The sequence below is a fragment of the Rhizobium aureum genome (assembly GCF_030182495.1).
Taxonomy (GTDB): domain Bacteria; phylum Pseudomonadota; class Alphaproteobacteria; order Rhizobiales; family Rhizobiaceae; genus Rhizobium; species Rhizobium tropici_C.
The window spans coordinates 408,161-430,223 of sequence record NZ_JAQJCI010000001.1; the positions used below are offsets into that span (position 1 = coordinate 408,161).

A 22,063-nucleotide genomic window follows, 5' to 3' on the forward strand; every position below is an offset into this window, starting at 1 on the left:
ATGCAGCCACCGTGCGCAAGCAAATTCAAGGGGAGCGGGGGTATATTCCGATTGTGAGCGGACATGGTCGTGCGACGATTACCAAGCACCAACAAGCGAGTTGCAAATGAGCGGTACGGCGCTGGATTTGCCATCCTGATGCCGCACCGTGATCGCTGCCTGCATCTTCCTGGGAGATTTTCGAAACCAGTTCGCGGCGAGGCTGGCAAGGTCTCCAATCATCGGATTCTTGCGCCAATCTGCGAAACGTCGGCTCGTTGCATCAGGTTCGGAACGATAGAAGAAGTCGCCGGACTGGCTCAAATCATTGATGGACGGGCGCATGGATGAGAGCGGCCGCTGAAACATCTTCGGTGGTATCACCAAATCCGGCATGCTCTGTGAGAATGCAGGGGCCATGAAATCGATCGCCCAATCGTCAGCCTCGACCCAGCAATGGAAGTTCTCCCCAGCGCCGGAGACGTACCCATCGTCGCGCTGGTCTGCGAACAGGATGTACTTTCCATCAAGATTGTAAGCTGCCAATCCGCTTTTTGCCTTTGCCTTGACCTTGAAGTGGTGTTCCAAGATGAAGGCCCCGAAGGTGCTGAAGTACATCGAAGCCGTCGCCGGATCGGCGTTTTCGTTGATTAACAGGCTGTTGATGACCCGGTAAATCCGATTATAGTCGCTTTGCGTGATCAACATCGCCGGTCCCCTTAATCCCGATGGTTGGCATTCCCGTAAGCGACGGCGGCGGCGGTGTAAACTCCATATGTGGCGGGTCGCAGCGACGAATTCGATTTCAGTCTTGCCCGTAATCCAATTGTCGACCGCCTCGTCAGTGATACGCAAAATCTTCCCACACGCATCTGCATCGTCCGGTACGCACCTTTCAGCCAGTGCCAATCGATGCCCGAATATTGCGAATAAGGACGCGTCGGACAGCGTGATCGGGCGGGTGTTTCTGGACTTCCGATTGAATCGCGGTAGCACGCTTGTTAGAAGGGCAACGGCGGGGCGGATGGGCAAGACGGGATAAGCCCGGAGGGATGGTGCCCGGAATGCGGCCCGTGCCGATGCTAACCGGATTCATGCGATGGGTTCGAATCCCACACCGCCAATAACGATTGTCCAGCTTAGAGATGCTGCCACTATGACACGACCGAGATCGTTTCGAAGATATCGCATGGGAGCATGAGGTCAATACGGCGGTCTAGCAGGCTGTTGAAGAAGTCTGTGGCGTAGCGTGTTTGGGTGTGATTCACTGTATCGGGGTGATTTGGGGATGGTGGATGCGCGGATTGGACGAACGGACAGGCTCGCTGTTTTCGTATGTGGACCTTGAGGCGCGGGTTCGGCGCGATCATCCGCTACGAGTGATCCGGGAGATCGTGAACGCGGCTCTTGCGGAGATGGATGGCAATTTCGCGGTGCTTTATCCGGCTGGGCTCGGCCGACCCTCGATCGCGCCGGAACGCGTGCTGCGTGCGATGCTGCTGCAGGCCTTCTACGGCATTCGCTCGGAGCGCCAGTTGATGGAGCGCATGGAGTTCGATCTTCTGTTTCGCTGGTTCGCGGGGCTCGGCGTTGACGAGCCGACCTGGGATCACTCGAGTTTCACCAAGAACCGGGATCGGCTGTTGGAAGGTGAGATCGCGGCAAAGTTTCTGCGTGCGGTGCTGGCGCAGCCAAGGGTGAAGCGGCTGTTGTCGTCGGATCACTTCTCGGTGGATGGGACGCTGATCGAGGCCTGGGCTTCGATCAAGAGCTTCCGCCGCAAGGACGGCGGCGATAATGATCCGGATGGCGCTGGCCGCAACGCCAAGCGCGGCTTCCACAAGGAAAAGCGCTCCAACGATACGCACCAGAGCACGAGCGACCCGCAGGCGCGGCTCTACAAGAAGGGCGACGGTCAGCCGGCGAAGCTGTGCTACATGGGCCATGCGCTGATGGAGAACCGTCACGGGCTGGCCGTGGATGGCGGCGTCACCCAGGCCACGGGCAAAGCCGAGCGCGAAGCTGCGCTTGCCATGTTGGAGCGTCGGCCATCGCGGCGGCGCATCACACTGGAGGCCGACAAGGCCTATGACGTACGCCAGTTCATCAAGGACCTGCGTGAGCACAAGGTCACGCCGCACATCGCCGTCGACGGCCATCTGAGTAAAACCGGCAAGCCTCGCGTGACGGCGATCGATGGCCGCACGAAGCGCCATCCGGGTTATGAAGCCAGCCAGCGCTGCCGCAAGCGGATCGAAGAAGTGTTTGGTTGGATCAAGTCATCGGCCGGCATGGCCAAGGTCAAGCTACGAGGATGCGCCCGTGTGGGCGCGGCCTTCACCCTGAACCTAGCGGCCTATAATCTGATCCGCTTGCCCAAGCTGCTGGCGGTGCAGATATGAGCCTCGCCGGCCGTTGGCGGATCGTCGCGATGCCCGACTATGTCGAGGACTATCCCGACATGATGGAGCCCGCTTACATCGAGTTCGCCGCCGACGGCTCCGGCGAATTCGCCTTTGGCTGCGTCACCGGGCAGATCTTCGGTGCGCGCGACGGCAATCACGTCGCCTTCTCCTGGCAAGGCAGTGACGAAATGGACGAAGCCCAAGGCAACGGATGGGCCGAAATCCAATCAGACGGCTCCGTCGTCGGACAAATCTGTTTCCATAACGGTGATGAAGCTGACTTCGCCGCCCGAAAATGGACTTCTTTAACACCCTGCTAGAGCTCTACGGACGTATTGAAATCGCCGACGCTATTCGAAACTGGCTAGGCGTGCGCGGACAATCTCCCGCATCTGCGCCGGCGGATTTGCTGCCGGTCGGCTGGTGAGTGCCAAGTGTGCGTCTTTCCAGCAGGCAACGTCCCGCGGTGCCACGGTTTTTTGATGATAGCGCGACAGCAAGATGGATGCTACCGCCTAATGTCGTCTAGTCGCACCAAGCCGGACTAATGCATATCCGGCGCCACCAATCTCAATCAGAAGGTCTGCTCTCATTTCCCGATCGGTGACCACCTTGATTTTAGTCCATTTGTCTATCTTGGTGTCGAGCGGGAGAGGCAATCCTTCTCGCAATAAGAGGGTGAGCTCAGGTGCTCTTTCCGATTTATAAATACAAATCCTCATGGCACGGAACCCCAACTGCACAGATTTGTGACAGCTATATTGCGGTGCGTTATCAGCTATTGCAATGCCGCAAAGCTATTTTCTGCAAATGTGCCGAGGTATGTTCCGTCCTCTCGTCCACATACTGCCGCTTCTTCCGGCTATGCGTATGAGATAACGGCAGACCGATCAGCGTCCAGAATCCGGCTGCACGCTGCGATCCAACGGTCTCATTGGCTCGTGAGCCGACATCTGGAAGTCTCGACAACACGTTACTATCTCCGCTGGCGCCAAGCTTCGATGTGCCATGTTTCATGATGAAAAGCCATTTTTGGTGGCATACATCATGAAAAGCAGTGATTGCGTGCTAGAAATTGCAGGTTGAGAGTTCGACCCCCCAAAGAGCATCGATGCGTTCACTTGAACTCAATTTAGCCGAGGTATATTTAGACCAGAAGATAGTGGCGACGAGAGCTCAGGAAGTAGCGAGCCGAAGACCGTCGCTGTAAGATACCGGGCTGCTCGCTTCACCTCCACCATGACGGTCCCTTGCCTCGTGGTTTCGTTTGCCGGGCTCCTTCCGCCGCAGACGATATCTCCAGTGAGCAAAGATATTCCGGTCTTACTTGTGGATGGACAGAACGACACGACGATACCCCGATGGCTTCGACACTCGCTGCAGCCTAGCTTGGCGCCACGGGTTTCGAAGTCGAACTCGAGGTCGAGCCGGGCGTCGGTCACACCATTTCGCCGACAGGCGCGGATACCTCAATCGCAAGCCGGGAGCGATCGCCCTATTTTTTGGGCAGTCTTGATCATCTCCGGGCCGCTCGTCATGCGGTCGCATTCACGAGATGGTCCGATACGGTCGAGATGAACGCACGAAGCCGCTGAAGACGTCGTAGATCCCGGTGATATCCCATCCAGATGTCTCGCGCCGGTGGCTGCGTCGGCAGTTCCAGTCTGCGGATACCCGCGATCTGATCGCCGACCACGCGAGGCAGCACGGCAATCCCGACGCCTTGCCGACACATACGTCCCTGAACGTTGCGGTTATTCGATCGCAGGACCGGTCTCGCTTTGGGGAAGCTCTCGATGAGCCAAGCGATATCGGGAAACTGCCCGGTCGACGTATCGTGGGTGATGAGCCGGAAACCAGCCCCGTCGCCATATTTGGGATCAGGCGACTCCTCTGCGACGTAGACGCCGTATTCGAGCCTGAAGAGCCGCCGCTGAACGACATCGGCGGTGTTGAACGGAACGATACGAAAAGCGATGTCGGCCTCGCGCTGAGCGAGGTTGAACAGGCGCGTGCCGGTCAGGATCTCGACGTCGACATTGGGGTAGGCGTTGGAAAAATCCGCCAGGATGGGAGGCAGTACGTAGGCCCCGAACCAGTCCGCTGATGAAATGCGCAGACTGCCTTTGAGATTCTGCTCCTGCCCCGCAAGCCGGCGCTCCATGGCCAGCGCGCCTTCTTCCATCTGCTCCGCCAGCGCGATGATCCCGTGGCCCTCTTCCGTCAGAACAAGACCGTCCGCAGTCCGCTGGAAGAGCGTGTGGCCGATCGCCTGCTCAAGTGCGCGCAGGCGCCTGCCGACGGTCGGATGGCTTGTCTGAAGAGAACGCGCGGCGCCGCCGAGCGTGCCGGATCGCGCAACAGCAAGAAAAATTCTGACATCACTCCATTCCATCACGATACCCTTACAAAACTGAACGCCGAGAATACATTTTTGTCACTTAAAGAACAAATCTAAGCACCTAGATTCCCACCATCGGTCCATCGGACCATCTCTCGTGTACCACCTCATGTCATTCGGAAGGATCGGCAAATGTCTCTCAAGTCCCTCTATCTCGGTGCTGCGGCTCTTGCAGTGGTGTTCGGCGCGCCGTCCGCTTTCGCGCAGCCGGCCCAGAATGTAATTTTGGTCCATGGCGCGTTGGTCGATGGCAGCGGCTGGAGGGGCGTTTATGAGCGCCTGGTCGCCAAGGGCTTGAAAGTCACGGTCGTCCAGGAACCGAACACTTCGCTGGAGGATGACGTTCAGGCGGTTCACCGCGCTATCGAGCAGCAAAATGGACCGGTCGTCCTCGTTGGTCACAGCTATGGTGGTCAGATCATCACCGAAGCCGGCGTCGACCCGAGCGTTTCGGCACTTGTCTATGTCGCGGCCATTGTCCCGGATGTTGGCGAGAGCGTCGGCGATCTGTTCGAGAAGTGGCCGAGTCCGACCGCGGACGCGTTCAAGCCGACGTCTGACGGCTTCCTACTGTTCGATCCAGCGAAGTTCCGGGTGGGATTCGCCGCTGACCTGTCCAAGGCCGAGGCGGATTTCATGGCTAACTCGCAGGTGCCGGTTTCGGCGAAGATCCTTGGAACCAAGACGCAACACGCGGCCTGGAAGACCAAGCCGAGCTACGGCATCGTGGCCGGGCTGGACATGGCTGTCGCCGCCGAGGCGGAGCGGTCCATGTACAAGCGGGCAAGCGCGAAGGCCACCGAGGTGCCCGGTGCCAGCCATGCGGTTTATATCTCGCATCCGCGCGAAGTCGCCGACGTCATCGCCGAAGCGGCGAGCAAATGAAGCCGATGCCTTGATGTTCAGGCGCAGGGCTGCGGATGTTTCGTGACCCATACGCGGAAGCCACTCCTGTGGCTTCGGCATCGCGACCGGCCAACTCATCGGCGGGCCTCGTCTGACGATCGCCCGGCGGCCTGGGTACTACCCGGCGCCCAGCACTTATCCGAACAACAGGAGATAGACCATGCAGATCGGATTTATCGGTCTCGGCAGTATGGGTTCGGCAATGGCCATAAATCTGGTGAAGGCAGGCCATGATGTTCGGGCCTGGAACCGTAGCAAGGTCGCCCAGGATAGTGTCCCCGGGGTGACGCTTGTCGAATTCGCGGCGGATGCATTCCAGGCTGACGCAGTCTTCACAATGCTATCCGACGACGCTGTCATTCGCGAGGTGGTCCTCGATGCCGGCCTGCTCGCAAGCGCGCCTGGGCTCACCCATATTGTCACATCGACGATCTCGGTCGCTTTTGCGCGAGAACTGGAGCTGCTGCACGAAGAGGCGGGCCTTGGCTATGTGTCCGCACCGGTGCTCGGGCGACCGAACGTAGCGGCGCGTGGCCAGCTTAACATCCTGGCGGCCGGGAAGGCCAATGCAGTGGCCGCGATCGAGCCGCTGCTCGCTCCTCTCAGCAAAAAGGTCTGGAAGTTGGGGGAGAACCCCGCTCGGGCGAATGCGGCGAAGCTCGCCTGCAACATGATGATCGCCATGGCTATCGAGGCGATGGCTGAGGGTGTCGTGCTGACCGAGAGCGTCGGACTCGAGCGCGCGGATTTCTTTGAACTCATTTTAGGCACCCTTTTCTCGGGCCGCGCCTATGAGAGCTACAGCGCGCAGATCACGGAACGATCATTCGAGCCCGGTTTCAAGGCCAAGCTCGCCCTCAAGGACATGCGCCTCGCGACTGAAGCCAGCAACGAGATCGGACGCACGCTCCCGATGCTTGAAGCTGTCCGGGAGGGGCTCGACCAAGCCGTCTTGGCGGGCTTTGGCGAGAAGGATTGGTCGATCATGGCGGACATGACGGTTCGTGGCGGCGACAGCATGGCGTCGTCTGAAACCAACTCGGAGACAAACCAATGAGAACTTGGCTCATCACAGGCTGCTCAAGCGGCTTCGGCCGGCGGCTCGCGCTCGCTGCGGCACAGCGTGGCGATCAGGTCATCGCGACGGCCCGCAATATCAAAACGATCGGAGAAATGGCTGAGCCTTTTGGCGGCCGCATGATTACTTTGCCGCTCGACGTGACGGATGCGGCGGCAGCCAAGGCCTCGGTCGCAAAGGCGGTCGAGACATTCGGCGGATTTGACGTGCTCGTGAACAATGCCGGCTACGGACTGTTCGGCGCGATCGAGGAAGGCACGCCCGAAGAATATCGGCCGATGTTCGAGGTGAACGTGTTCGGTCTGATCGAAACCACCAGAGCCGCCCTTCCCGTCCTGCGACGTTCGGGCGGAACGATCGTCAACATGTCGTCCGGCGCAGGCATCGCCGGCAGCGGCGGTGGCGGATATTATAATGCCGCCAAGTTTGCCGTGGAAGGGATTTCCGAAGCGCTCGCCGGCGAGCTGAAGCCGTTCGGCATCCGCGTGCTGATCGTCGAGCCTGGGCCGTTTCGCACCGATTTCCTTGGCCGTTCGATCACCATAGCGGCCAACGAAATGCCGGAATACGCCGCGAGCTCGCGCAAGCACTATCGCGAAACCAACAACGGCAATCAGGCGGGCGATCCCGACAAGGCGATCGCGGTGATCCTGCAGGCAGTCGATGCCGACAACGCTCCGCTTCATCTGCCGCTCGGCCCGATCGCGCATTCGCTCGCTGAGCGAAAGCTGGCTTCCTTCCGCCGCGATATCGATGCCTGGCGCGGCATCACGATCGCGACCGATTTCGACCAGCCCTGAGCGCTGGCCGCAAGCTCTGTTCGAATGTCAACCTCGATTGGAAAGTGATCATGATCGCAACTTTGAAGGGGTTTACCCAGCAGCTGATGCCGGTGAATGGCATCAAGATCAACGCCGTCACCGGGGGCTCAGGCCCGCCGATCCTTCTGCTTCACGGCTGGCCGGAAACGTGGTGGGAATGGCACCATGTGATGCCGCTGCTGGCCGAGCATTTCAGCGTCGTGGCCATGGATCTGCGCGGCGCGGGCTTTTCCGACTGCCCGCTTGACGGCTATGACAAGGCGACGATGGCGCGCGACGCACACGAGGTCATGGTTGCACTTGGGCATGAACACTACGCCGTGTGCGGCCATGACATTGGCGGAATGGTGGCGTTGCCGCTGGCCGCCATCTATCGGGAGGCTGTCACCCACCTGGCCGTCCTCGACGTTCCGCTTCCAGGCTGGACGCAATGGGAGGCGACGACTGCAAGGATCTGGCACTTCGGCTTTCATATGAACCGGGATCTACCCGAACGCCTGATCCATGGCCGTGAATATGACTATGTTTCGAGCTTCATGGCGGAGCGGTTCTACGATCACAGCACCTTCGATCCGGCGGACATCGAGATCTACGCGAAAGCGATGGCCCTTCCTGGCCGCACGCGCGGCGGCATGGAATGGTATCGCACTCTCGCCGCCGACCATGCGGCTGCGCTCGAGTACAAAAGGCAACCACTCGAGATACCGGTGTTAGGTCTCGGCGGGGAGCAGCGCTTCGGTGCGCATATGGTCCCGATGCTCAAGGAGTTCGCCAGCAATGTGACGGGCGGCTCGATTGCGCGGTGCAGCCACTATGTCGCGGACGAGCGGCCGGATGAAGTGGCGGCCGCTCTGCTCGATTTCCTCAAGACCAGTTGAAACTCTGCGACCACCCCGTCGTGGGCCGGATCGCGACATTGCGGGCGAGTTGCGCCCGATCGCGTTCGATCGATCAAATAAGAAAGGAAAACTGTCATGACCGCACCTGTCATTCGCGGAGTCAATCATATCGGCATCACGGTGCCTGACATCGAAGCAGCAAAATCGTTCCTGGTGGAAGCTTTCGGCGGCCAGGTGATCTATCAGTCATTCGGACCGCAGGATCCGCCGCGGCAGGGACCCGAATTCGAGCGGGCCACTGGCGCTTCCCCTGGAACGGTCGTGCGTGCGCAGGCGATGGTCAAGATCGGAAACGGACCGGACATCGAACTCTTCGAAATGCACGGTCCCGAACAAGCCCAGCCGGTTCGAGCGAGCGACTTCGGCATTACACACTTCGGTGTCTACACCGACGACATCGACGGATCGGTTGAGCGCTTTGAAAAGGCTGGAGGCACGCCCCTTACTGCGCCACGCGCTATTCCCTACGCAACCGAAAAGGGTCCTGGAAACAAGGTCTGCTACTGCCGCATGCCATGGGGCACGACTGTGGAATTCATCACCACGCCCGACCGCATGGCCTATCATGGCCAGACGGATCTGCGCAGGTGGCAGGACGATGACTGAGGCGGGCGAAAAGGCAGTCTTGAAGTCGCGGCGATGCTGACGTTGTCGGACGGTTCGACCAGTCCGCAGCCGCGACGGCTGTCGTGCCAGATCGAATGGGCCGCCGTCACCCATCCGAGTGAGCGTGACTTTCGTCAGGGCGTGTCTCATGTCGCGATGCGAGCAGCGATGTTCGTACGACGTTAGGTGCGCGTGCGCCATCGAGAGTATCGGGGCGGGCAACGAGAACGATGATGCCCGCCGCGTCATGTCTGAGTTGACGAGCCTGCATGCACGAATGCCCCCGGCCGCACGCAGCAGGCGAATGAAATGCTATCTAAGAGCGATGAGATTCGCTGCTATATTCCTTTTCATGTTTGCGCACGTGCCTGCCGCGCTTGGCGGGCAATCCGGCGGGCATGGCCCGGACGGGTCTGTCGATGTCATTGGCAAACGATTTACCAGGCAAGGCAAAGCTTCTCCGCAAGTCCGGATCGACAGAAACAGCTGTCGGGCATTCGACGGCTGTGCATGCCGATGCCGTCCTGGGGTGGATGTCTCTTGCGGTGGATCCCAGCAAAAATCGACAGGCAGAGCAATAACCCCTCGTTGACAGATTTGTCATGATCGCGTTAAGGGTGCGATATAATATGAGTTATAGAATCAAGTTTTGACACGCTCTTAGTCAAATACGAAACGAACGCTGGGTGAAACAATGAAATTCCATCTGCTGCCCCCGCATAAGTTGATTCCCACCGAGGAGACAGATGCAGGCAGGGTCGATGAAGTTCATGGCCTTATCTCCACGATCGGCCGCTGGACAGTGCCGATCATGGTGGAGAAGGACGCGCTCTTCGTGATGGACGGCCATCACCGTCTGGAAGTGGCGTTCCGGCTTGGGCTGGCCGCCGTGCCAACCTTTCTCCTCGACTACCGGAGCGTACGCGTCGAAGCCTGGCGGGCCGGTGAGACGATCACGCCAGCCGATATTTATGACATGGCCTGCAGCCGGCAAAAATTTCCGATCAAGACCACACGCCACATTTTCCTGGATGATCTGCCAGCGTGCGACGTGAAGCTCGAGGATCTTCGACAGTGGTATGAGCCCCTCGACAATTCGGAGAGGCTTGCCGGATGACGTCCCACATCGACCCGATCACGGGGCCCGAGCTGTCTCCAATTCTCTCTCCTCTTGCTGCCGACATTCTGACCTCGAGCGCGTCCCTGCACAAATGGACCGAAGAATACGGGTCTCCGCTTCACCTCGTGCTTCCGTCGGAACTCAACGCAAACGTCGAAGGCCTGCGCCGCGTTTTCGATGAACGGGGCGTCGGATACGCGATCTACTATGGTGCGAAAGTCAATAAATCCTCGGGCCTGATGCGGGCCGCACTCGAAGCAGGCGCAGGTATCGATGTGTCGAGCGTTTACGAGCTTCGTGATGCCGTAAAGCTCGGAGCTTGGGGCAGTGGCATTGTGGCGACCGGCCCTGCGAAAACCGCGCAATTTCATGACGAACTCGTGCGCATCGGGGCTCTCATCTGCGTGGATAGTCCGGAGGAACTGACCGACGTATCGAAGCGCCTGCCAACCGATGGGGTCGAGCAGCCCGTCCTTTTGCGACTGCAGCCGAAAGGCCACGAGAAAAGCCGTTTTGGCATGGCTGGCGAGACGGTGCGAGCCTGCCTGTCGCGCATCGCCGCCGATGATCGTTTCCGCTTCGACGGCATACATTTCCATCTCAGCGGATATCGCTGGCAAGATCGTGCGGTAGCGTTTGAAGAGGCTGCCAAGCTGATGGAGGAAGCACGCGCAATCGGGCTTTCTCCCAAAATGATCGATATCGGCGGCGGATTGCCGATCCAATATGTGTCTGAGGTGGCATGGGAAGAGCATCTGCTGCGCCAGCGCGCCGATGATTACCGTACGGGGAAGGTTCCGGCTTCCTTTTATCCCTATGGCGGTCCGCAATCTGCGGCGGCGTGGCTTTCCTGCTTCCTGGATGCGCAACTGTCGTCGGGCCTGACGATCGAGGACTATCTCAAGCAGCGCGAACTGACGCTCGCGATGGAGCCGGGGCGGTCCCTTGTCGACCAGGCGGCAATTTCAGCTTTCCGTATTACACGCGTGAAGGATCTCGGCGGTGGAGATGGTGTCATCTTCGTCGAAGGCAGCAGTTTCAGTGCCTGCGAGACCTGGTTTGCGTCTGAATTCATGGTGGATCCGGTCCTGCTGCGTCAGAACGACCGGGCTCGGGCGGATGAGCCATTCCGGGGCTACATAGCGGGACATAGCTGCCTCGATGAAGACGTCCTGAGCAACCGCTGGCTCGGCTTTTCCCAGATTCCGGAGGCCGGAGACCTTCTCGTCTGGGCCAATACCGGCGGCTATCAGATGGATCTCCTCGAAAACGAGTTTCATCGCCACCCGATGCCCAAGCGGTTGTGCGTAACAAAGAGCGCAGCCGGTCAACTGTCGATCTATCCCGATAACTAGGAGAGGACACCATGCTTCCTACGAATGTGACGCAATTGATCGGGCGCACCCCGGTCATGTCAATCGAGATACCGAGCCGAGATACCATCCTCGTGTTGAAGATAGAAAAGAACAATCCCGGCGGTTCCATGAAGGATCGTATGGCGCGCAGCATGGTCGTGGCCGCCTTACAGGACGGCCGGCTTGCTCCGGGAGGAACAATCGTCGAATCCTCCTCGGGAAATACCGGTATCGGCCTGGCGCTGGCGGCGGTCGAGTTCGGGTTGAATTTCATTGCCGTCGTGGACCATCATGCCGCGCCTGATAAAATCCGCATGATGCGGGCGATCGGCGCCGAAATCCGTTATGTCGAAGGGGACTTCAGGGAAGATGAAGTCGCCGTCGTCGCCCGGCAGAGACTGGCAGCGCAGCTCGGCGCGCAATTGCCAGGCGCCATGTTCATGAACCAGTCCGACAATCCTGCCAATCCTGAGGGTTATGCCGAGTATGTTGATGAACTGATGGAGCAGCTTCCCGACGGCATCGATGCATTTGTGGGATGCGTCGGCACCGGCGGGTCGATGACGGGAATTTCGCAGCGGCTGAAGCAGCGCTTGCCCACGATCCGCACGATCGCGGTGGAACCCGCGGGCTCCATCGTGTTCGGACAACCCGGACATCCTTATTATCAGTCCGGAACGGGCACGCCGGCCGGCGACGAAGTCGGCAAGGTCCTCGACTACAGCTGCATTGACGAGGGCGTACAGGTTACCGATCAGCAGGCATTCGAAACGGCCCGTTATATCGCACGCCGTAAGGCACTGCTGGTCGGAGGGTCGACAGGCGGGGCGATCTACAAGGCTCTCGAATTCATCGCTTCCGGCAAGTTGCGGGGGACCGTCGTGACGACCGTAGCCGACGGAGGGGAGAAATATCTCGGTTCGGTCTTCGACGACGAATGGATGGCAAAACGCGGCCTGTTCGACCCGTCGATTGCCGCTGAGCTCGATGCGTGGCTTTCCGGGCAGGCACGCGCGGCATGAAGGTCACGATATGCGGGGCCGGGCGAACCGGCCATCTGAATGCCGTCCTGTTCAAACAGCGCGACGGCGTGGACGTATCCGTTCTGACGTCGTCGGCCGAGCTTGCCGACAAATGGTCGGGCGGAGAACAGGTCTGGCGGGTGAATTTGCCCGAGGGCGGTGCTCTGAAGGGACGGATCGACCATGTTGGCACCGATCCGCGGACGGCACTCGCCGATGCGGATCTGGTCGTCGTGACGCAGCCTGCGCAGGCGCGTCCGGCGCTCCTGCAGCAGATCGCGCCCCATCTGCCTGACAGTAAGCGGGTCTTCGTCGGAGCCATTCCGGGATTTTGCGGGTTCGACTGGCTGGCCGAGACTGCGTTCGGCGAACGCGAGAATATCGTGATCTGGGGGATGAAGGACGTTCCCCATACCGCCTATAATCTCGTTGCGGGCAGCGAAGTGCGCATGGGTGGCGCAAAGGCGCAGCTATATGCGGCGCTTCATCGTCGCGAGGCGGCGGACGCGAAGGAAGAGTTGTCGGATCTGCTCGCCCGGCTCTATGAAGCGCCGGTCGGCATCCTCGACGACTATCTCGAGATCACGCTGACCCCAGGCAATGCATTGATGCATCCGGCTGTCCTCTACGGGCTTGTCGGTCCTGGCGCTCGATGGGAGGCGCTTCCCTTCGAAGAGCCGATCTGCTGGTGGAGCGATTGCCCGCGCACCGGCGCAGAAATGCTGGAAGCGTGCGATGCCGAAAATCAGGCGCTCAAACATGCCGCCGAAAGGCGGCTCAAGGTTGACCTGGGAAGCATAAAGCCGCTTCGTCAGGAGCTGATCGAGGCCTATGGCGACCAGATCGGCGATGACAGCACAATGTATTCCCTGCTGAGAACCAACAGCGCCTACGCAGGAATCCGCGCGCCGCTCGTTGCCAATCCGGATGGACCGGGCCTGGTGATCGATCGGGAAAGTCGCGCCTTTCATGAAGACATTGCCTTCGGTCAGGCGCTCCTCCTGGAAATAGCCAAGCGGCTGGATGTGCCGGTGCCCGCGATCGAAACGACCTACCATTGGGCGCGCGCCTATCACGGCAATCTGCCGCAACCTCCTCTGAATTTTGTTCCCGTGACGTGGGCGGAGGCAATCGGATGAATGAAACTATCGTCCCGTCCTATGCGAGAGATGCGATCGACCCGCAATTCCGCCAACAGGCAAGACATAATGCCCTGGCACGGCTGGTGCGATGCCTGCTCGCCGAGCGCATCCTCAATCCCGACGCCTTGCTTTGGTCCGAAGACGGCAAACAGGCATGGCTTCCGCTATGGTCTGCGAGAAAAGTTCTCCATTTCGAAGACCTGCGGCGGCTGCCGGCGAATACGATGCTGACCCGTGGTGCCATCGAAATCATCGATGACAGCGGCAGGCGACGGCGGCTGGAAGAACCAGCCGACCTGATTGCCGAAGTCTCATCGGACTGGTCGGTCGCACCTGCCGCGGACGGGATTGCGCGCCTGCTCGCCGACATCGACAACAGCATCGAGAACGATGCGCTGATCCGTCGTCACCGGCAGGACTGGATTGGCTCGCTCAGCCGGGAAATAGCGGCCGGTGGCGACACTGGTCTCATTGCCTACCTGCGCCATACGCGTCCCGTGCATCAGGCCGCCATGATGCTCGACCAGTGGGGATCCCTGGAGGGACATCCCTTTTACCCGACCTGGAAATCGAAGCCCGGCCTTTCGGCGCAGGAGGTCGAGGCGCTGTCGCCGGAGTTCGGCGCGCGCGTCAATCTGCGTATCGCCGCCCTGCGGCAGGATTGGGCCTATGTAGAGACGATGCCCCATGTCGACAGCTATAACGGCTGGTTCCGCCACAATTTCCCGGAGCCATGGGATGCCTGGGTCAAGGCGTTAACGGAACGGGGGCAAACGCCTGAGGACTGGCTGCCCCTGCCGATCCATGCCTGGCACCTCGATCACTTTGTCCGCCGGGAATTTGCTGACGAGATCGCTTCCGGCGTGCTTGTGATCGATGGACCGGAGATTGTCACAATCCCCTCCATGTCCTTTCGCACGATGCTGCCGAACCTGGAAGAAGCAAGGCCGTTTGTCAAACTGCCGGTTGCGATCTGGATGACGAGCGAGATGCGGACCCTGCAGGCGAAGTCCATTCACATGGGTCCGAGGCTCAGCACCTTGATGTCCGACATTCTCGCTGCCGATGAAGCCATTGGAGGCGAACTGGAGTTCTTCCGCGAGGAGCTGGGGGCTATCCTCCACCATCCCGAAACGGGCGACGAACATCCGGGCCGTTTCCTCTCCGTCGTCTATCGCGAGGCCGAGGGCATCGCGCGAAAAGACGATCTGATGCCCGTCACCGTGGCCGCGCTACTTGCCGCAAGTCCCGTCGATGGCCGGCCGCTAATCTGCGAACTGATCGCACGCATGGGCGATGATGGTCGAGCGGCCGCTGAGTTCTTCCGCATCTATGCCGGGGTCGTTCTCAGGCCGACGATCGCCATGTACCTGTCGTATGGCATCGCCTTCGAAGCTCACCAGCAGAATAGTACCGTCCTCTTCGATCCATCCGGACGCCCGCGGCGCCTGCTCATTCGCGACTTCGGCGATGGCCGCAGTTTCGCCCCGCTGTTCGAGGCGCGGGGATATTCGCTGAAGCCGTTCAGCCGACCCGGCATCCTGCCGACTACCTTCAACGATGACATCTCCCTTGTTCGCTCGTTCGTTATCGATGCCTGCTTCGTCTGCCATCTTCATGAAGTGGCGCTTTGCCTGGACGAACATTTCGGGCTCAGCGAAGCATGGGCGATCCTGAGGCAGAAGACGGAAGAAGCGTTTGACCGGGTACGACCCCGCATGCTGTCGGAAGAATTCTGGCTGGAAGAGCGGGACGCGTTTCTCGATCGCCCCTGGCCGACCCGTTCCGTCTTGCGCATGCATCTCGAGCGATATCGCGACTATCGTCTGGAGCATCAACTGCCGAACCCGCTCACGAAGACGCCATGACGGGGACTTTTGCGGTTATACGAGGCTTCGGGCCGGTCTTTGCTATTCTCTTCGGCCTGCAGTTCATCTCCATGGGAGCCATGGAGATGAGCGGTCCGTTCTGGCCACTGCGCATCGAGGAACTATCATCGTCAGGGGGAATCTTCGCGCTGGCTGGAATCGGCGTCTATGTGTGCCCGATGATCGGCGTCTCTCTGACAAGCGCGCTATGGGGAAGGATGGGTGATCGGTACGGCAACCGCCTGATGATGGTCAGAGCGCTTGTCGGGCTTGCGATCACCCAGATCCTCGTTTCCTTCGCCCAGGACGTCTGGCTGATCCTGTTCCTGCGGTTTCTGCAGGGATGTTGCGCCGGCTATATCGCGCCGGCCCAGGCCTATGGCATCCAGATTACCGGCGGCCGCAATCGCGGCGTGCTTTTGACCTGGCTTCAGGTGGCGACCAATGTGGGGTCGCTGGGTGGCGCCTTTCTCGGCGGTCTCATCCTCGACGTATCCTCCTTCACGACGATCAACCTGACGGCCGGTCTCATCTGCGGTATCTGTGCCGCCGCCGCCTATGTGATCTTGCCGCGACCCGTGGCAGAGGCGAGCAGAGCCGATCGAGCCCAAGCCCGCCAGAATCAAGCATTCACGGGGCAAGCTACCGCACCCGTCCGGGGCCTTATGGCGCTGACGGGAATGATGCTCGCCAGCCGAATGGTTTTGCAGGTGCCCTTTGCGCTGTACATGGCTGAGGTCTTTCAAGCCCCTCACTGGGTCACGGGTTTCAGCTACGGCCTTCTGGCGCTCGGGTTTGTCGTGGCGGCGCCGCTTTGGGCGCAATTTTTCAACGACCGTCCGGCAAGCTTCATCCTTGGCTGGATAGTCCTGATTGCCGGCGGATGCGCATTGCTGACCGGTCTAGCCGGCCTCACGCGCTCGGTTGAATATTTTGCCCTGATCTATCTGTTCTGGGGCGGACTGCTCGGCGGAACGACCCCCGTCCTCGTGGCCCTCATGTCTGCAGCCACGGCCGATGGACGTCAGGGTTCGGTATTGGGCGCTGCCCAGTCCTGGCAGCAGATCGCATCCGTGGCGGGGATAGCCGTCGGAACGGGCACTGCCCAGATATTCGGGCTTACAAGCGTTTACCCTCTCGTGTCGCTGCTTTATGCGGCATCCCTCCTTACTGCCCTCGGCCTGTGGCTGTCGGCACGCTCGCGCTCACCTGTTGGAGATACCCTGTGACCTGCCTTCGCCTCTACGCGTTTGCGATAATCCTGTTATTGACGCCGCTTACGGCTCTTTCTGCCCGCGCCGAAAATGGCGCGGCCGCGCAAACGACCGTGACTGTCAAGGATATCGCCGGGCGGGACGTGCAGGTTAAGGTGCCCGTCTCCCGGATGCTGCTCGGGGAGGGCAGGCAACTCTATCTGATCGCATCGCTTGACCGAGAGAATCCGCTGGAGCGCATCGTCGCGTGGCGCAACGATCTGATCGAAGCCGATCCCGCGACCTACAACCAGTATCTCGAAAAATTCCCCGAGCTTGCGAAATTGCCGACCTTCAAGGGAAATGAAGGAAGCCTGATCGATATCGAATCGGCGATCGTGAAGAAGCCCGACGTGGTTCTTCTCAACCTCGAAGCCAAACAGGCCAATGAAGACGCTCAATATATCGGGAAACTTGCATCGCTCGACATACCGGTCCTGTACATCGATTTCAGGCACTATCCGCTTCAGAATACCGATCCGACTATCCGGCTGCTCGGCAAGATCATGGGACGCGAGGCGCAGGCAGAAGAGGTGATCGCATTCCGCAGGGAGGCGATGGCTCGGGTCGAGGATGTGCTTGCCAGGGCGAAGCCGGAGCGCCCGAAGGTTTTCATCGAGCGCATCGGCGGATATACGGAAGACTGCTGCCTGTCATTCGGCGCGGAGAATTTCGGCAAATATGTCGATCTGGCCGGCGGACACAATATCGGCAGTGACTTTCTGCCCTCGACATTCGGGCAGCTGAGCCCCGAGCAGGTGGTCGTCTCCAATCCCGATCATGTGATTGTCACCAGCGCCGACTGGCAGGCTTACGTGCCCGGTGGCCGCTGGATTCCTGTCGGCCCGAATGCAGATCTGAATGCCTCGAGGAAGAAGCTGGAATGGTTCACGATGCGGGATGCTTATGCCGGGACGACGGCACAGACAAAACGCAATTTCCACGCCATCTGGCATCAATTCTACAACAGCCCCTATGAATTCATCGCCGTCCAATGGATCGCAAAATGGCTCCATCCCGATCTCTTCGCCGATCTAGACCCGGATAAGACGTTCGCCGAATATCATAGGCGCTTTCTGCCGATCGCCTATCAGCCCGGCTATGCCGTCAGCCTCGATACTCAAGCACAGTGACCGAAACCATGACAACCGTCAGCCACATCAATGCGGTCGGCCGCTATCGCCTCGCGAGCCTCAGAAAATATGTCGTGCTTTGTCTGCTGCTTGCCGCAGCGATCCTCGTGCTTCTCGCCGATATTGCCACCGGTCCGGCCTGGTATGGACTGGATGATGTGCTGAAGACCGTACTTATGCCCGCGGATGCGCAGCCCCAGATGCGCGTCGTCATCTGGTCCATCCGGATGCCGTCAGCCCTCATGGCTGTGGTCGTCGGAATGGCGCTTGCAACCGCCGGTGTCCAGATGCAGACGGTGCTCAATAATCCGCTCGCGAGCCCGTTCACGCTTGGCATTTCATCGGCAGCAAGCTTCGGCGCGGCGCTCGCTCTTGCTTTCGGCCTGTCCTTCATACCGGTCGCTGGCGACTATATCGTTGCCGTCAACGCCTTCATCATGGCGCTCGGATCCGCCCTCGTCATCCATTCCGTGGGATTGCGGCGGGGAAGCTCGGTCCAGACGATCGTCCTGCTTGGTATCGCGCTGGTGTTCAGTTTCAATACCGCATTGGCGATCGTCCAGTATTTTGCAAATGACCAGGCGGTCGCCGCTATCGTCTTCTGGACGATGGGCAGCCTGACCAAGGCAACCTGGCCAAAGCTCGCCGTAACGGTCGCCGTCCTGGTTCTCACCATTCCCATCTTTGTTTATCGGCGCTGGCAATTGACGGCTCTTCGTCTTGGAGAGGCGCGAGCGGCATCCTTCGGAATCCCGGTTCGTCGCCTTCGGCTGGAAACGCTCGTTCTGATATCGCTTCTGTCGGCCATGCCGGTGGCTTTCGTCGGAACGATCGGCTTTGTCGGACTTGTTGCGCCACATATTGCGCGGATGCTCGTCGGCGAGGATCAGCGGCATTTGCTGCCTGCCAGCGCCATGATCGGAGCCCTGATCATGTCATCAAGTTCCACAGCCGCGAAAATTCTCGTGCCGGGCGCGGTCTTGCCGATCGGGGTCATTACCGCCGTCATCGGCCTGCCGGTCTTCTTTTATCTTATCCTGAAGGGAGGCCGCGAAACGTGGTAGTCCTCAGCACTGAAGCGCTCGGAGCGGTCTACGGCGCGCGAACCGTCCTCAGCGACGTATCGTTGCCTCCATGCCACGGAGGAGAAATCATCGCGCTGATCGGATCTAATGCAGCCGGCAAATCAACGCTTCTGCGCCGTATAGCCGGCATCCTTCCGGGTGCTGGAGAATGTCGCCTGACAGGTGTTGACGATCGCGAAACAGCGATCGCCTACATGCCGCAGGATCAGGTGAGCGGAGCGGCGCTGACCGTCTTCGAAGCCGTGCTGTTGGCACGCAAGCAGACGAGTGGCTGGAAGCTTGCCGATGCAGATCTCCATGAGGTCGAGCAGGCACTCGCTGCCCTGCAAATCGCCGATCTTGGGTCCGAATATGTTTCGGAACTGAGCGGCGGTCAGCGCCAGCTCGTAGCACTTGCACAATGCGTCGTCCGCGCTCCGACCGTCCTGCTTCTCGACGAGCCGACGAGTGCCCTTGACCTCCATCGTCAGTTCGATGTCATGAGGCATGTCAGGTCGCTGGCAAAGGAAAAGGGCCTGCTCGTCATCATCGCGGTCCATGACCTGAACCTGGCGATGAAGTTCGCCGACAAGATCGCCATCCTTGCGCATGGAACGCTGCATGCATTCGGCTCCGTTGCCCAAGTGCTGACGCCCGCGAATCTCGAGACGGCATTTCGGGTGAAAAGCCGTCTCGAGAGATGTTCTCAAGGCAAGCTTCACCTGATCGTAGATGATGCAGTGTGAAGCCTGCCTTGGCTGCTGTCGGCCGCCTCAGAAGTCCGTGGTCATCGATACCTTGAAGGTGCGTGGCGCACCCTGGGCGATCGTGCTGAAGCTTGCGACACCGGACCAGTAGTCCTTATCGAACACGTTTTCGACGGAGGCCCGGAATGTGACGGGCCTCGTTTCGATTTCCGTCTTGTAGCGCGCGCCGAGGTCAAGCCGCGTCCAGGAAGGGATCTTCAGCGTGTTCGTCGTGTTGATATATTGTTCGCCGGTTTGAATGACATTGGCCGTCAGCGTCAGGCCTTCCAGGAAAGACGCGTCCCATTCGGCTCCGATATTGGCCTGGATCTTGGGTACGCCGACCGGGCGCTTGTCACGGGTCGAAGCGCTCGACGTATTCGTCAGTTCGCCATCCATCAGCACCAGACCGCCAAGCAAGCGCAGATCATCCGTCACCTCGCCAAAGACGTTGAATTCAACGCCGCGGTTGCGCTGTTCCCCACCAGCGGTGAAGACCTGGCCGCCGCCGCCTGGTTCCAACTGGCCGAAGGGCTTCTCGATCTGGAATGCGCTTACGGTCATGGCGATCTGTCCGAAGTCGATCTTGGTGCCGATCTCGTATTGGGTCGTCTTGTATGGAGCGAGCGTTTCGCCCGCATTGATGGCCGTGGTGGGAGCCGTATCGCCTATGCTCAGGCCCTGAGCGTAATTGGCATAGAAGGAAACCTTTTCCCAGGGGCGGACAACAAGGCCAACGAGCGGCGTGACGGCGTCTTCATCCGAGGACGACGACACGGCACCTGTTACTGCATTGAAATTCTTCGAGTCGATCTGCTGGAAGCGGCCACCAAGCGTGAGCTGTACACGCTCGTCCAGCATCGACAACGTATCCGAAAGGCCGATGCCGGACAGTCTGGCCTCCGAAACCTTCGGCACGGAACGTGGATCGGCTACGAATTGTTCTATGCGACGCACAGGGTCGTACATATTGCTCAGCTGAGCAGTGCCTGAAACGATCGCACGATTAAGGCTCTGGTGGAGATAGCTCGCTTGCAGGGTCATCGTGTGGGAGATCGGCCCTGTGTCGAACTTGGTGCGAATACCCGTTTCTGCCGTCAGTCTGTCGACGTCGAAAATCGCATTCTGTGGCGTGATGCTGACGTCGCCCGCCGAGTTCAGGATGGTGGGCAGGCCAAAAAGGCGATGCACGTGAGAATTGCCGCCGCCTAAAGCGCCAAACCAGGTGATATCGTCGGTCAGGTCATATTCGACCCTGCCCAGGACCGAGCGGTCCGCACTCTTCGACCACTCCCACGGTTCCTGGACATTGAGCGATCCGTCGGGTGCGTCGGGCACGACCAGTCCTGTCGTTTGAAGGAAGGGACGCTGAGGTGCGTCGAGAGTTTCGCGCTGTCCGATCACGTCGAGCGTGGCTCGGAGATTTTCCCCCTGATAATCGAGAGCCAAGGCTCCGATGTAAAAGTCCCGTGTCTGATCATCGATCGGCGTGTCACCCCCATGGACGCTGCCGTTCAAACGAATACCGAATTGCCGTTCATCGCCGAACCGGCGCGACACGTCGACATGGGTACCGCCCTGAAAATCGGAAGCGTAGTCTGTCGTCAGCCGCGTCAAATCCTTATCGAGCGCTCGCTTCGGAACGATATTGATCGTGCCGCCGACAGCGCTGTTGGGAGAAATGCCGTACAGGAAAGCTGTCGGACCCTTCAGCACCTCGACCCGCTCGGCATAGTCGGTGAAAACACGGTAGGTGGGAGCGATACCGTAAATCCCGTCAAATGCGATTTCGCCGGCGTTGCCTTCGCCGACCGGAAAGCCCCGGATGTAGAACGAATCCAACAGGCCGCCAGAGGAGTGCGTGTTTCTGACAGACGGATCGTTGTCCATTAACTCGCCCACGGTCTGGGCACCCTTGTCTTCGATTAACTCGGATGTATAGCCAGTCACGTTAAAGGGGGTTTCCATGAAATCCCGGTTTCCCAGCGCCCCCAATCGTGCCCCCTTCGCGACCTGACCGCCTGCATACTCTTCCGGCAGAGTTCCGATCGTGGACGTGGCGTTTTTTGTCCCGGTAATCACTATTGGCGCCAATTGCGTGGCATCCTGCCCATATGCGGCACCGCTTGCCACAGCGCTCATAGCGACTGTGCAGCCTAACATAAACTTCATGTAAAAATCCCCTAATCAGTCGGCGCCTGATCCCACGAACTGCGGCCATCGGCACAACTACCGCTAAGTAACATGATAAAAAATGTCAAGATT

Annotated in this window: 19 protein-coding genes; 16 read left to right on the plus strand and 3 right to left on the minus strand. The window is 59.6% G+C overall.

What is annotated here, in order from left to right:
- Nucleotides 1–78: 78 nt before the first annotated feature.
- The gene (locus PH552_RS01965; protein WP_285165428.1) at nucleotides 79–687 is read right to left on the minus strand and encodes a DUF2026 family protein; all 609 of its coding nucleotides are present in this window, start codon (nucleotides 685–687) and stop codon (nucleotides 79–81) included.
- Nucleotides 688–1,274: 587 nt separating this feature from the next.
- On the opposite strand from PH552_RS01965, the gene PH552_RS01970 reads away from it, so the two are divergent.
- Together PH552_RS01970 and PH552_RS01975 are read left to right on the plus strand one after the other, a co-directional pair.
- Nucleotides 1,275–2,381 (plus strand): IS5 family transposase, encoded by a 1,107-nt coding sequence (locus tag PH552_RS01970; protein WP_113248612.1) that lies wholly within the window; start codon nucleotides 1,275–1,277, stop codon nucleotides 2,379–2,381.
- On the plus strand, nucleotides 2,378–2,704 hold the full coding sequence (locus tag PH552_RS01975) for a hypothetical protein (RefSeq protein ID WP_112342108.1): 327 nt from the start codon (nucleotides 2,378–2,380) through the stop codon (nucleotides 2,702–2,704). Before PH552_RS01970 ends, PH552_RS01975 begins: the two co-directional genes overlap by 4 nt.
- A 1,214-nt stretch (nucleotides 2,705–3,918) precedes the next feature.
- On the opposite strand, the gene PH552_RS01980 is transcribed toward PH552_RS01975, so the two are convergent.
- On the minus strand, nucleotides 3,919–4,779 hold the full coding sequence (locus PH552_RS01980) for a LysR family transcriptional regulator (RefSeq protein ID WP_112342107.1): 861 nt from the start codon (nucleotides 4,777–4,779) through the stop codon (nucleotides 3,919–3,921).
- Nucleotides 4,780–4,917: 138 nt separating this feature from the next.
- On the opposite strand from PH552_RS01980, the gene PH552_RS01985 reads away from it, so the two are divergent.
- The 14 genes from PH552_RS01985 (at nucleotide 4,918) to PH552_RS02050 (ending at nucleotide 19,798) form a co-directional block, all read left to right on the plus strand.
- Complete coding sequence (locus PH552_RS01985) at nucleotides 4,918–5,670, plus strand: alpha/beta fold hydrolase (protein ID WP_112342106.1); 753 nt, start codon at nucleotides 4,918–4,920, stop codon at nucleotides 5,668–5,670.
- Between the two features lie 181 nt (nucleotides 5,671–5,851).
- Entirely contained in the window at nucleotides 5,852–6,748 is an 897-nt protein-coding gene (locus PH552_RS01990) for an NAD(P)-dependent oxidoreductase (RefSeq protein WP_112342105.1), read from the plus strand.
- Nucleotides 6,745–7,569, plus strand: a complete 825-nt coding sequence (locus PH552_RS01995) for an oxidoreductase (protein ID WP_285165429.1) — start codon at nucleotides 6,745–6,747, stop codon at nucleotides 7,567–7,569. The genes PH552_RS01990 and PH552_RS01995 overlap by 4 nt, the downstream gene beginning before the upstream one ends.
- Before the next feature lie 50 nt (nucleotides 7,570–7,619).
- Nucleotides 7,620–8,468, plus strand: coding sequence for an alpha/beta fold hydrolase (locus PH552_RS02000; RefSeq protein ID WP_112342103.1), 849 nt, complete (start codon nucleotides 7,620–7,622; stop codon nucleotides 8,466–8,468).
- 96 nt (nucleotides 8,469–8,564) lie between these two features.
- On the plus strand, nucleotides 8,565–9,095 hold the full coding sequence (locus PH552_RS02005) for a VOC family protein (RefSeq protein ID WP_112342102.1): 531 nt from the start codon (nucleotides 8,565–8,567) through the stop codon (nucleotides 9,093–9,095).
- A 694-nt stretch (nucleotides 9,096–9,789) separates the two neighbouring features.
- Complete coding sequence (locus PH552_RS02010; protein ID WP_112342100.1) at nucleotides 9,790–10,212, plus strand: ParB N-terminal domain-containing protein; 423 nt, start codon at nucleotides 9,790–9,792, stop codon at nucleotides 10,210–10,212.
- The gene (locus PH552_RS02015) at nucleotides 10,209–11,570 is read left to right on the plus strand and encodes a Y4yA family PLP-dependent enzyme (RefSeq protein WP_183764652.1); all 1,362 of its coding nucleotides are present in this window, start codon (nucleotides 10,209–10,211) and stop codon (nucleotides 11,568–11,570) included. Before PH552_RS02010 ends, PH552_RS02015 begins: the two co-directional genes overlap by 4 nt.
- Nucleotides 11,571–11,581: 11 nt before the next feature.
- The gene (locus PH552_RS02020; RefSeq protein WP_112342098.1) at nucleotides 11,582–12,592 is read left to right on the plus strand and encodes a cysteine synthase family protein; all 1,011 of its coding nucleotides are present in this window, start codon (nucleotides 11,582–11,584) and stop codon (nucleotides 12,590–12,592) included.
- The gene (locus PH552_RS02025) at nucleotides 12,589–13,731 is read left to right on the plus strand and encodes an NAD/NADP octopine/nopaline dehydrogenase family protein (RefSeq protein ID WP_183764649.1); all 1,143 of its coding nucleotides are present in this window, start codon (nucleotides 12,589–12,591) and stop codon (nucleotides 13,729–13,731) included. The genes PH552_RS02020 and PH552_RS02025 overlap by 4 nt, the downstream gene beginning before the upstream one ends.
- Entirely contained in the window at nucleotides 13,728–15,602 is a 1,875-nt protein-coding gene (locus tag PH552_RS02030) for an IucA/IucC family protein (protein WP_285165430.1), read from the plus strand. Before PH552_RS02025 ends, PH552_RS02030 begins: the two co-directional genes overlap by 4 nt.
- Nucleotides 15,599–16,831 carry an MFS transporter gene (locus PH552_RS02035; RefSeq protein WP_112342096.1) on the plus strand — a complete coding sequence of 411 codons (1,233 nt, stop codon included), beginning with the start codon at nucleotides 15,599–15,601 and terminating at the stop codon, nucleotides 16,829–16,831. The genes PH552_RS02030 and PH552_RS02035 overlap by 4 nt, the downstream gene beginning before the upstream one ends.
- A complete protein-coding gene (locus PH552_RS02040; RefSeq protein WP_183764642.1) occupies nucleotides 16,828–17,988 on the plus strand; it encodes an ABC transporter substrate-binding protein in 1,161 nt (386 codons plus the stop codon). The genes PH552_RS02035 and PH552_RS02040 overlap by 4 nt, the downstream gene beginning before the upstream one ends.
- Nucleotides 17,989–17,996: 8 nt before the next feature.
- Entirely contained in the window at nucleotides 17,997–19,052 is a 1,056-nt protein-coding gene (locus PH552_RS02045; RefSeq protein ID WP_113249049.1) for a FecCD family ABC transporter permease, read from the plus strand.
- Entirely contained in the window at nucleotides 19,046–19,798 is a 753-nt protein-coding gene (locus tag PH552_RS02050) for an ABC transporter ATP-binding protein (RefSeq protein WP_183764639.1), read from the plus strand. The genes PH552_RS02045 and PH552_RS02050 overlap by 7 nt, the downstream gene beginning before the upstream one ends.
- Before the next feature lie 27 nt (nucleotides 19,799–19,825).
- Here PH552_RS02050 and PH552_RS02055 read toward each other — a convergent pair whose 3' ends face one another.
- Nucleotides 19,826–21,970 carry a TonB-dependent receptor gene (locus tag PH552_RS02055; RefSeq protein WP_183764636.1) on the minus strand — a complete coding sequence of 715 codons (2,145 nt, stop codon included), beginning with the start codon at nucleotides 21,968–21,970 and terminating at the stop codon, nucleotides 19,826–19,828.
- Between the last annotated feature and the right edge of the window lie 93 nt (nucleotides 21,971–22,063).

Bases quoted from the DNA above. Each gene is read 5' to 3' on its own strand.
- PH552_RS02020 (WP_112342098.1), top strand. From the start codon at position 11,582: ATGCTTCCTACGAATGTGACGCAATTGATCGGGCGCACCCCGGTCATG.
- PH552_RS01995 (WP_285165429.1), top strand. From the start codon at position 6,745: ATGAGAACTTGGCTCATCACAGGCTGCTCAAGCGGCTTCGGCCGGCGG.
- PH552_RS01965 (WP_285165428.1), bottom strand. From the start codon at position 687: ATGTTGATCACGCAAAGCGACTATAATCGGATTTACCGGGTCATCAAC.
- PH552_RS01990 (WP_112342105.1), top strand. From the start codon at position 5,852: ATGCAGATCGGATTTATCGGTCTCGGCAGTATGGGTTCGGCAATGGCC.
- PH552_RS02015 (WP_183764652.1), top strand. From the start codon at position 10,209: ATGACGTCCCACATCGACCCGATCACGGGGCCCGAGCTGTCTCCAATT.
- PH552_RS01970 (WP_113248612.1), top strand. From the start codon at position 1,275: ATGCGCGGATTGGACGAACGGACAGGCTCGCTGTTTTCGTATGTGGAC.
- PH552_RS01975 (WP_112342108.1), top strand. From the start codon at position 2,378: ATGAGCCTCGCCGGCCGTTGGCGGATCGTCGCGATGCCCGACTATGTC.
- PH552_RS02005 (WP_112342102.1), top strand. From the start codon at position 8,565: ATGACCGCACCTGTCATTCGCGGAGTCAATCATATCGGCATCACGGTG.
- PH552_RS01980 (WP_112342107.1), bottom strand. From the start codon at position 4,779: ATGGAATGGAGTGATGTCAGAATTTTTCTTGCTGTTGCGCGATCCGGC.
- PH552_RS02030 (WP_285165430.1), top strand. From the start codon at position 13,728: ATGAATGAAACTATCGTCCCGTCCTATGCGAGAGATGCGATCGACCCG.
- PH552_RS02000 (WP_112342103.1), top strand. From the start codon at position 7,620: ATGATCGCAACTTTGAAGGGGTTTACCCAGCAGCTGATGCCGGTGAAT.
- PH552_RS02035 (WP_112342096.1), top strand. From the start codon at position 15,599: ATGACGGGGACTTTTGCGGTTATACGAGGCTTCGGGCCGGTCTTTGCT.
- PH552_RS02025 (WP_183764649.1), top strand. From the start codon at position 12,589: ATGAAGGTCACGATATGCGGGGCCGGGCGAACCGGCCATCTGAATGCC.
- PH552_RS02045 (WP_113249049.1), top strand. From the start codon at position 17,997: ATGACAACCGTCAGCCACATCAATGCGGTCGGCCGCTATCGCCTCGCG.
- PH552_RS02055 (WP_183764636.1), bottom strand. From the start codon at position 21,970: ATGAAGTTTATGTTAGGCTGCACAGTCGCTATGAGCGCTGTGGCAAGC.
- PH552_RS01985 (WP_112342106.1), top strand. From the start codon at position 4,918: ATGTCTCTCAAGTCCCTCTATCTCGGTGCTGCGGCTCTTGCAGTGGTG.
- PH552_RS02010 (WP_112342100.1), top strand. From the start codon at position 9,790: ATGAAATTCCATCTGCTGCCCCCGCATAAGTTGATTCCCACCGAGGAG.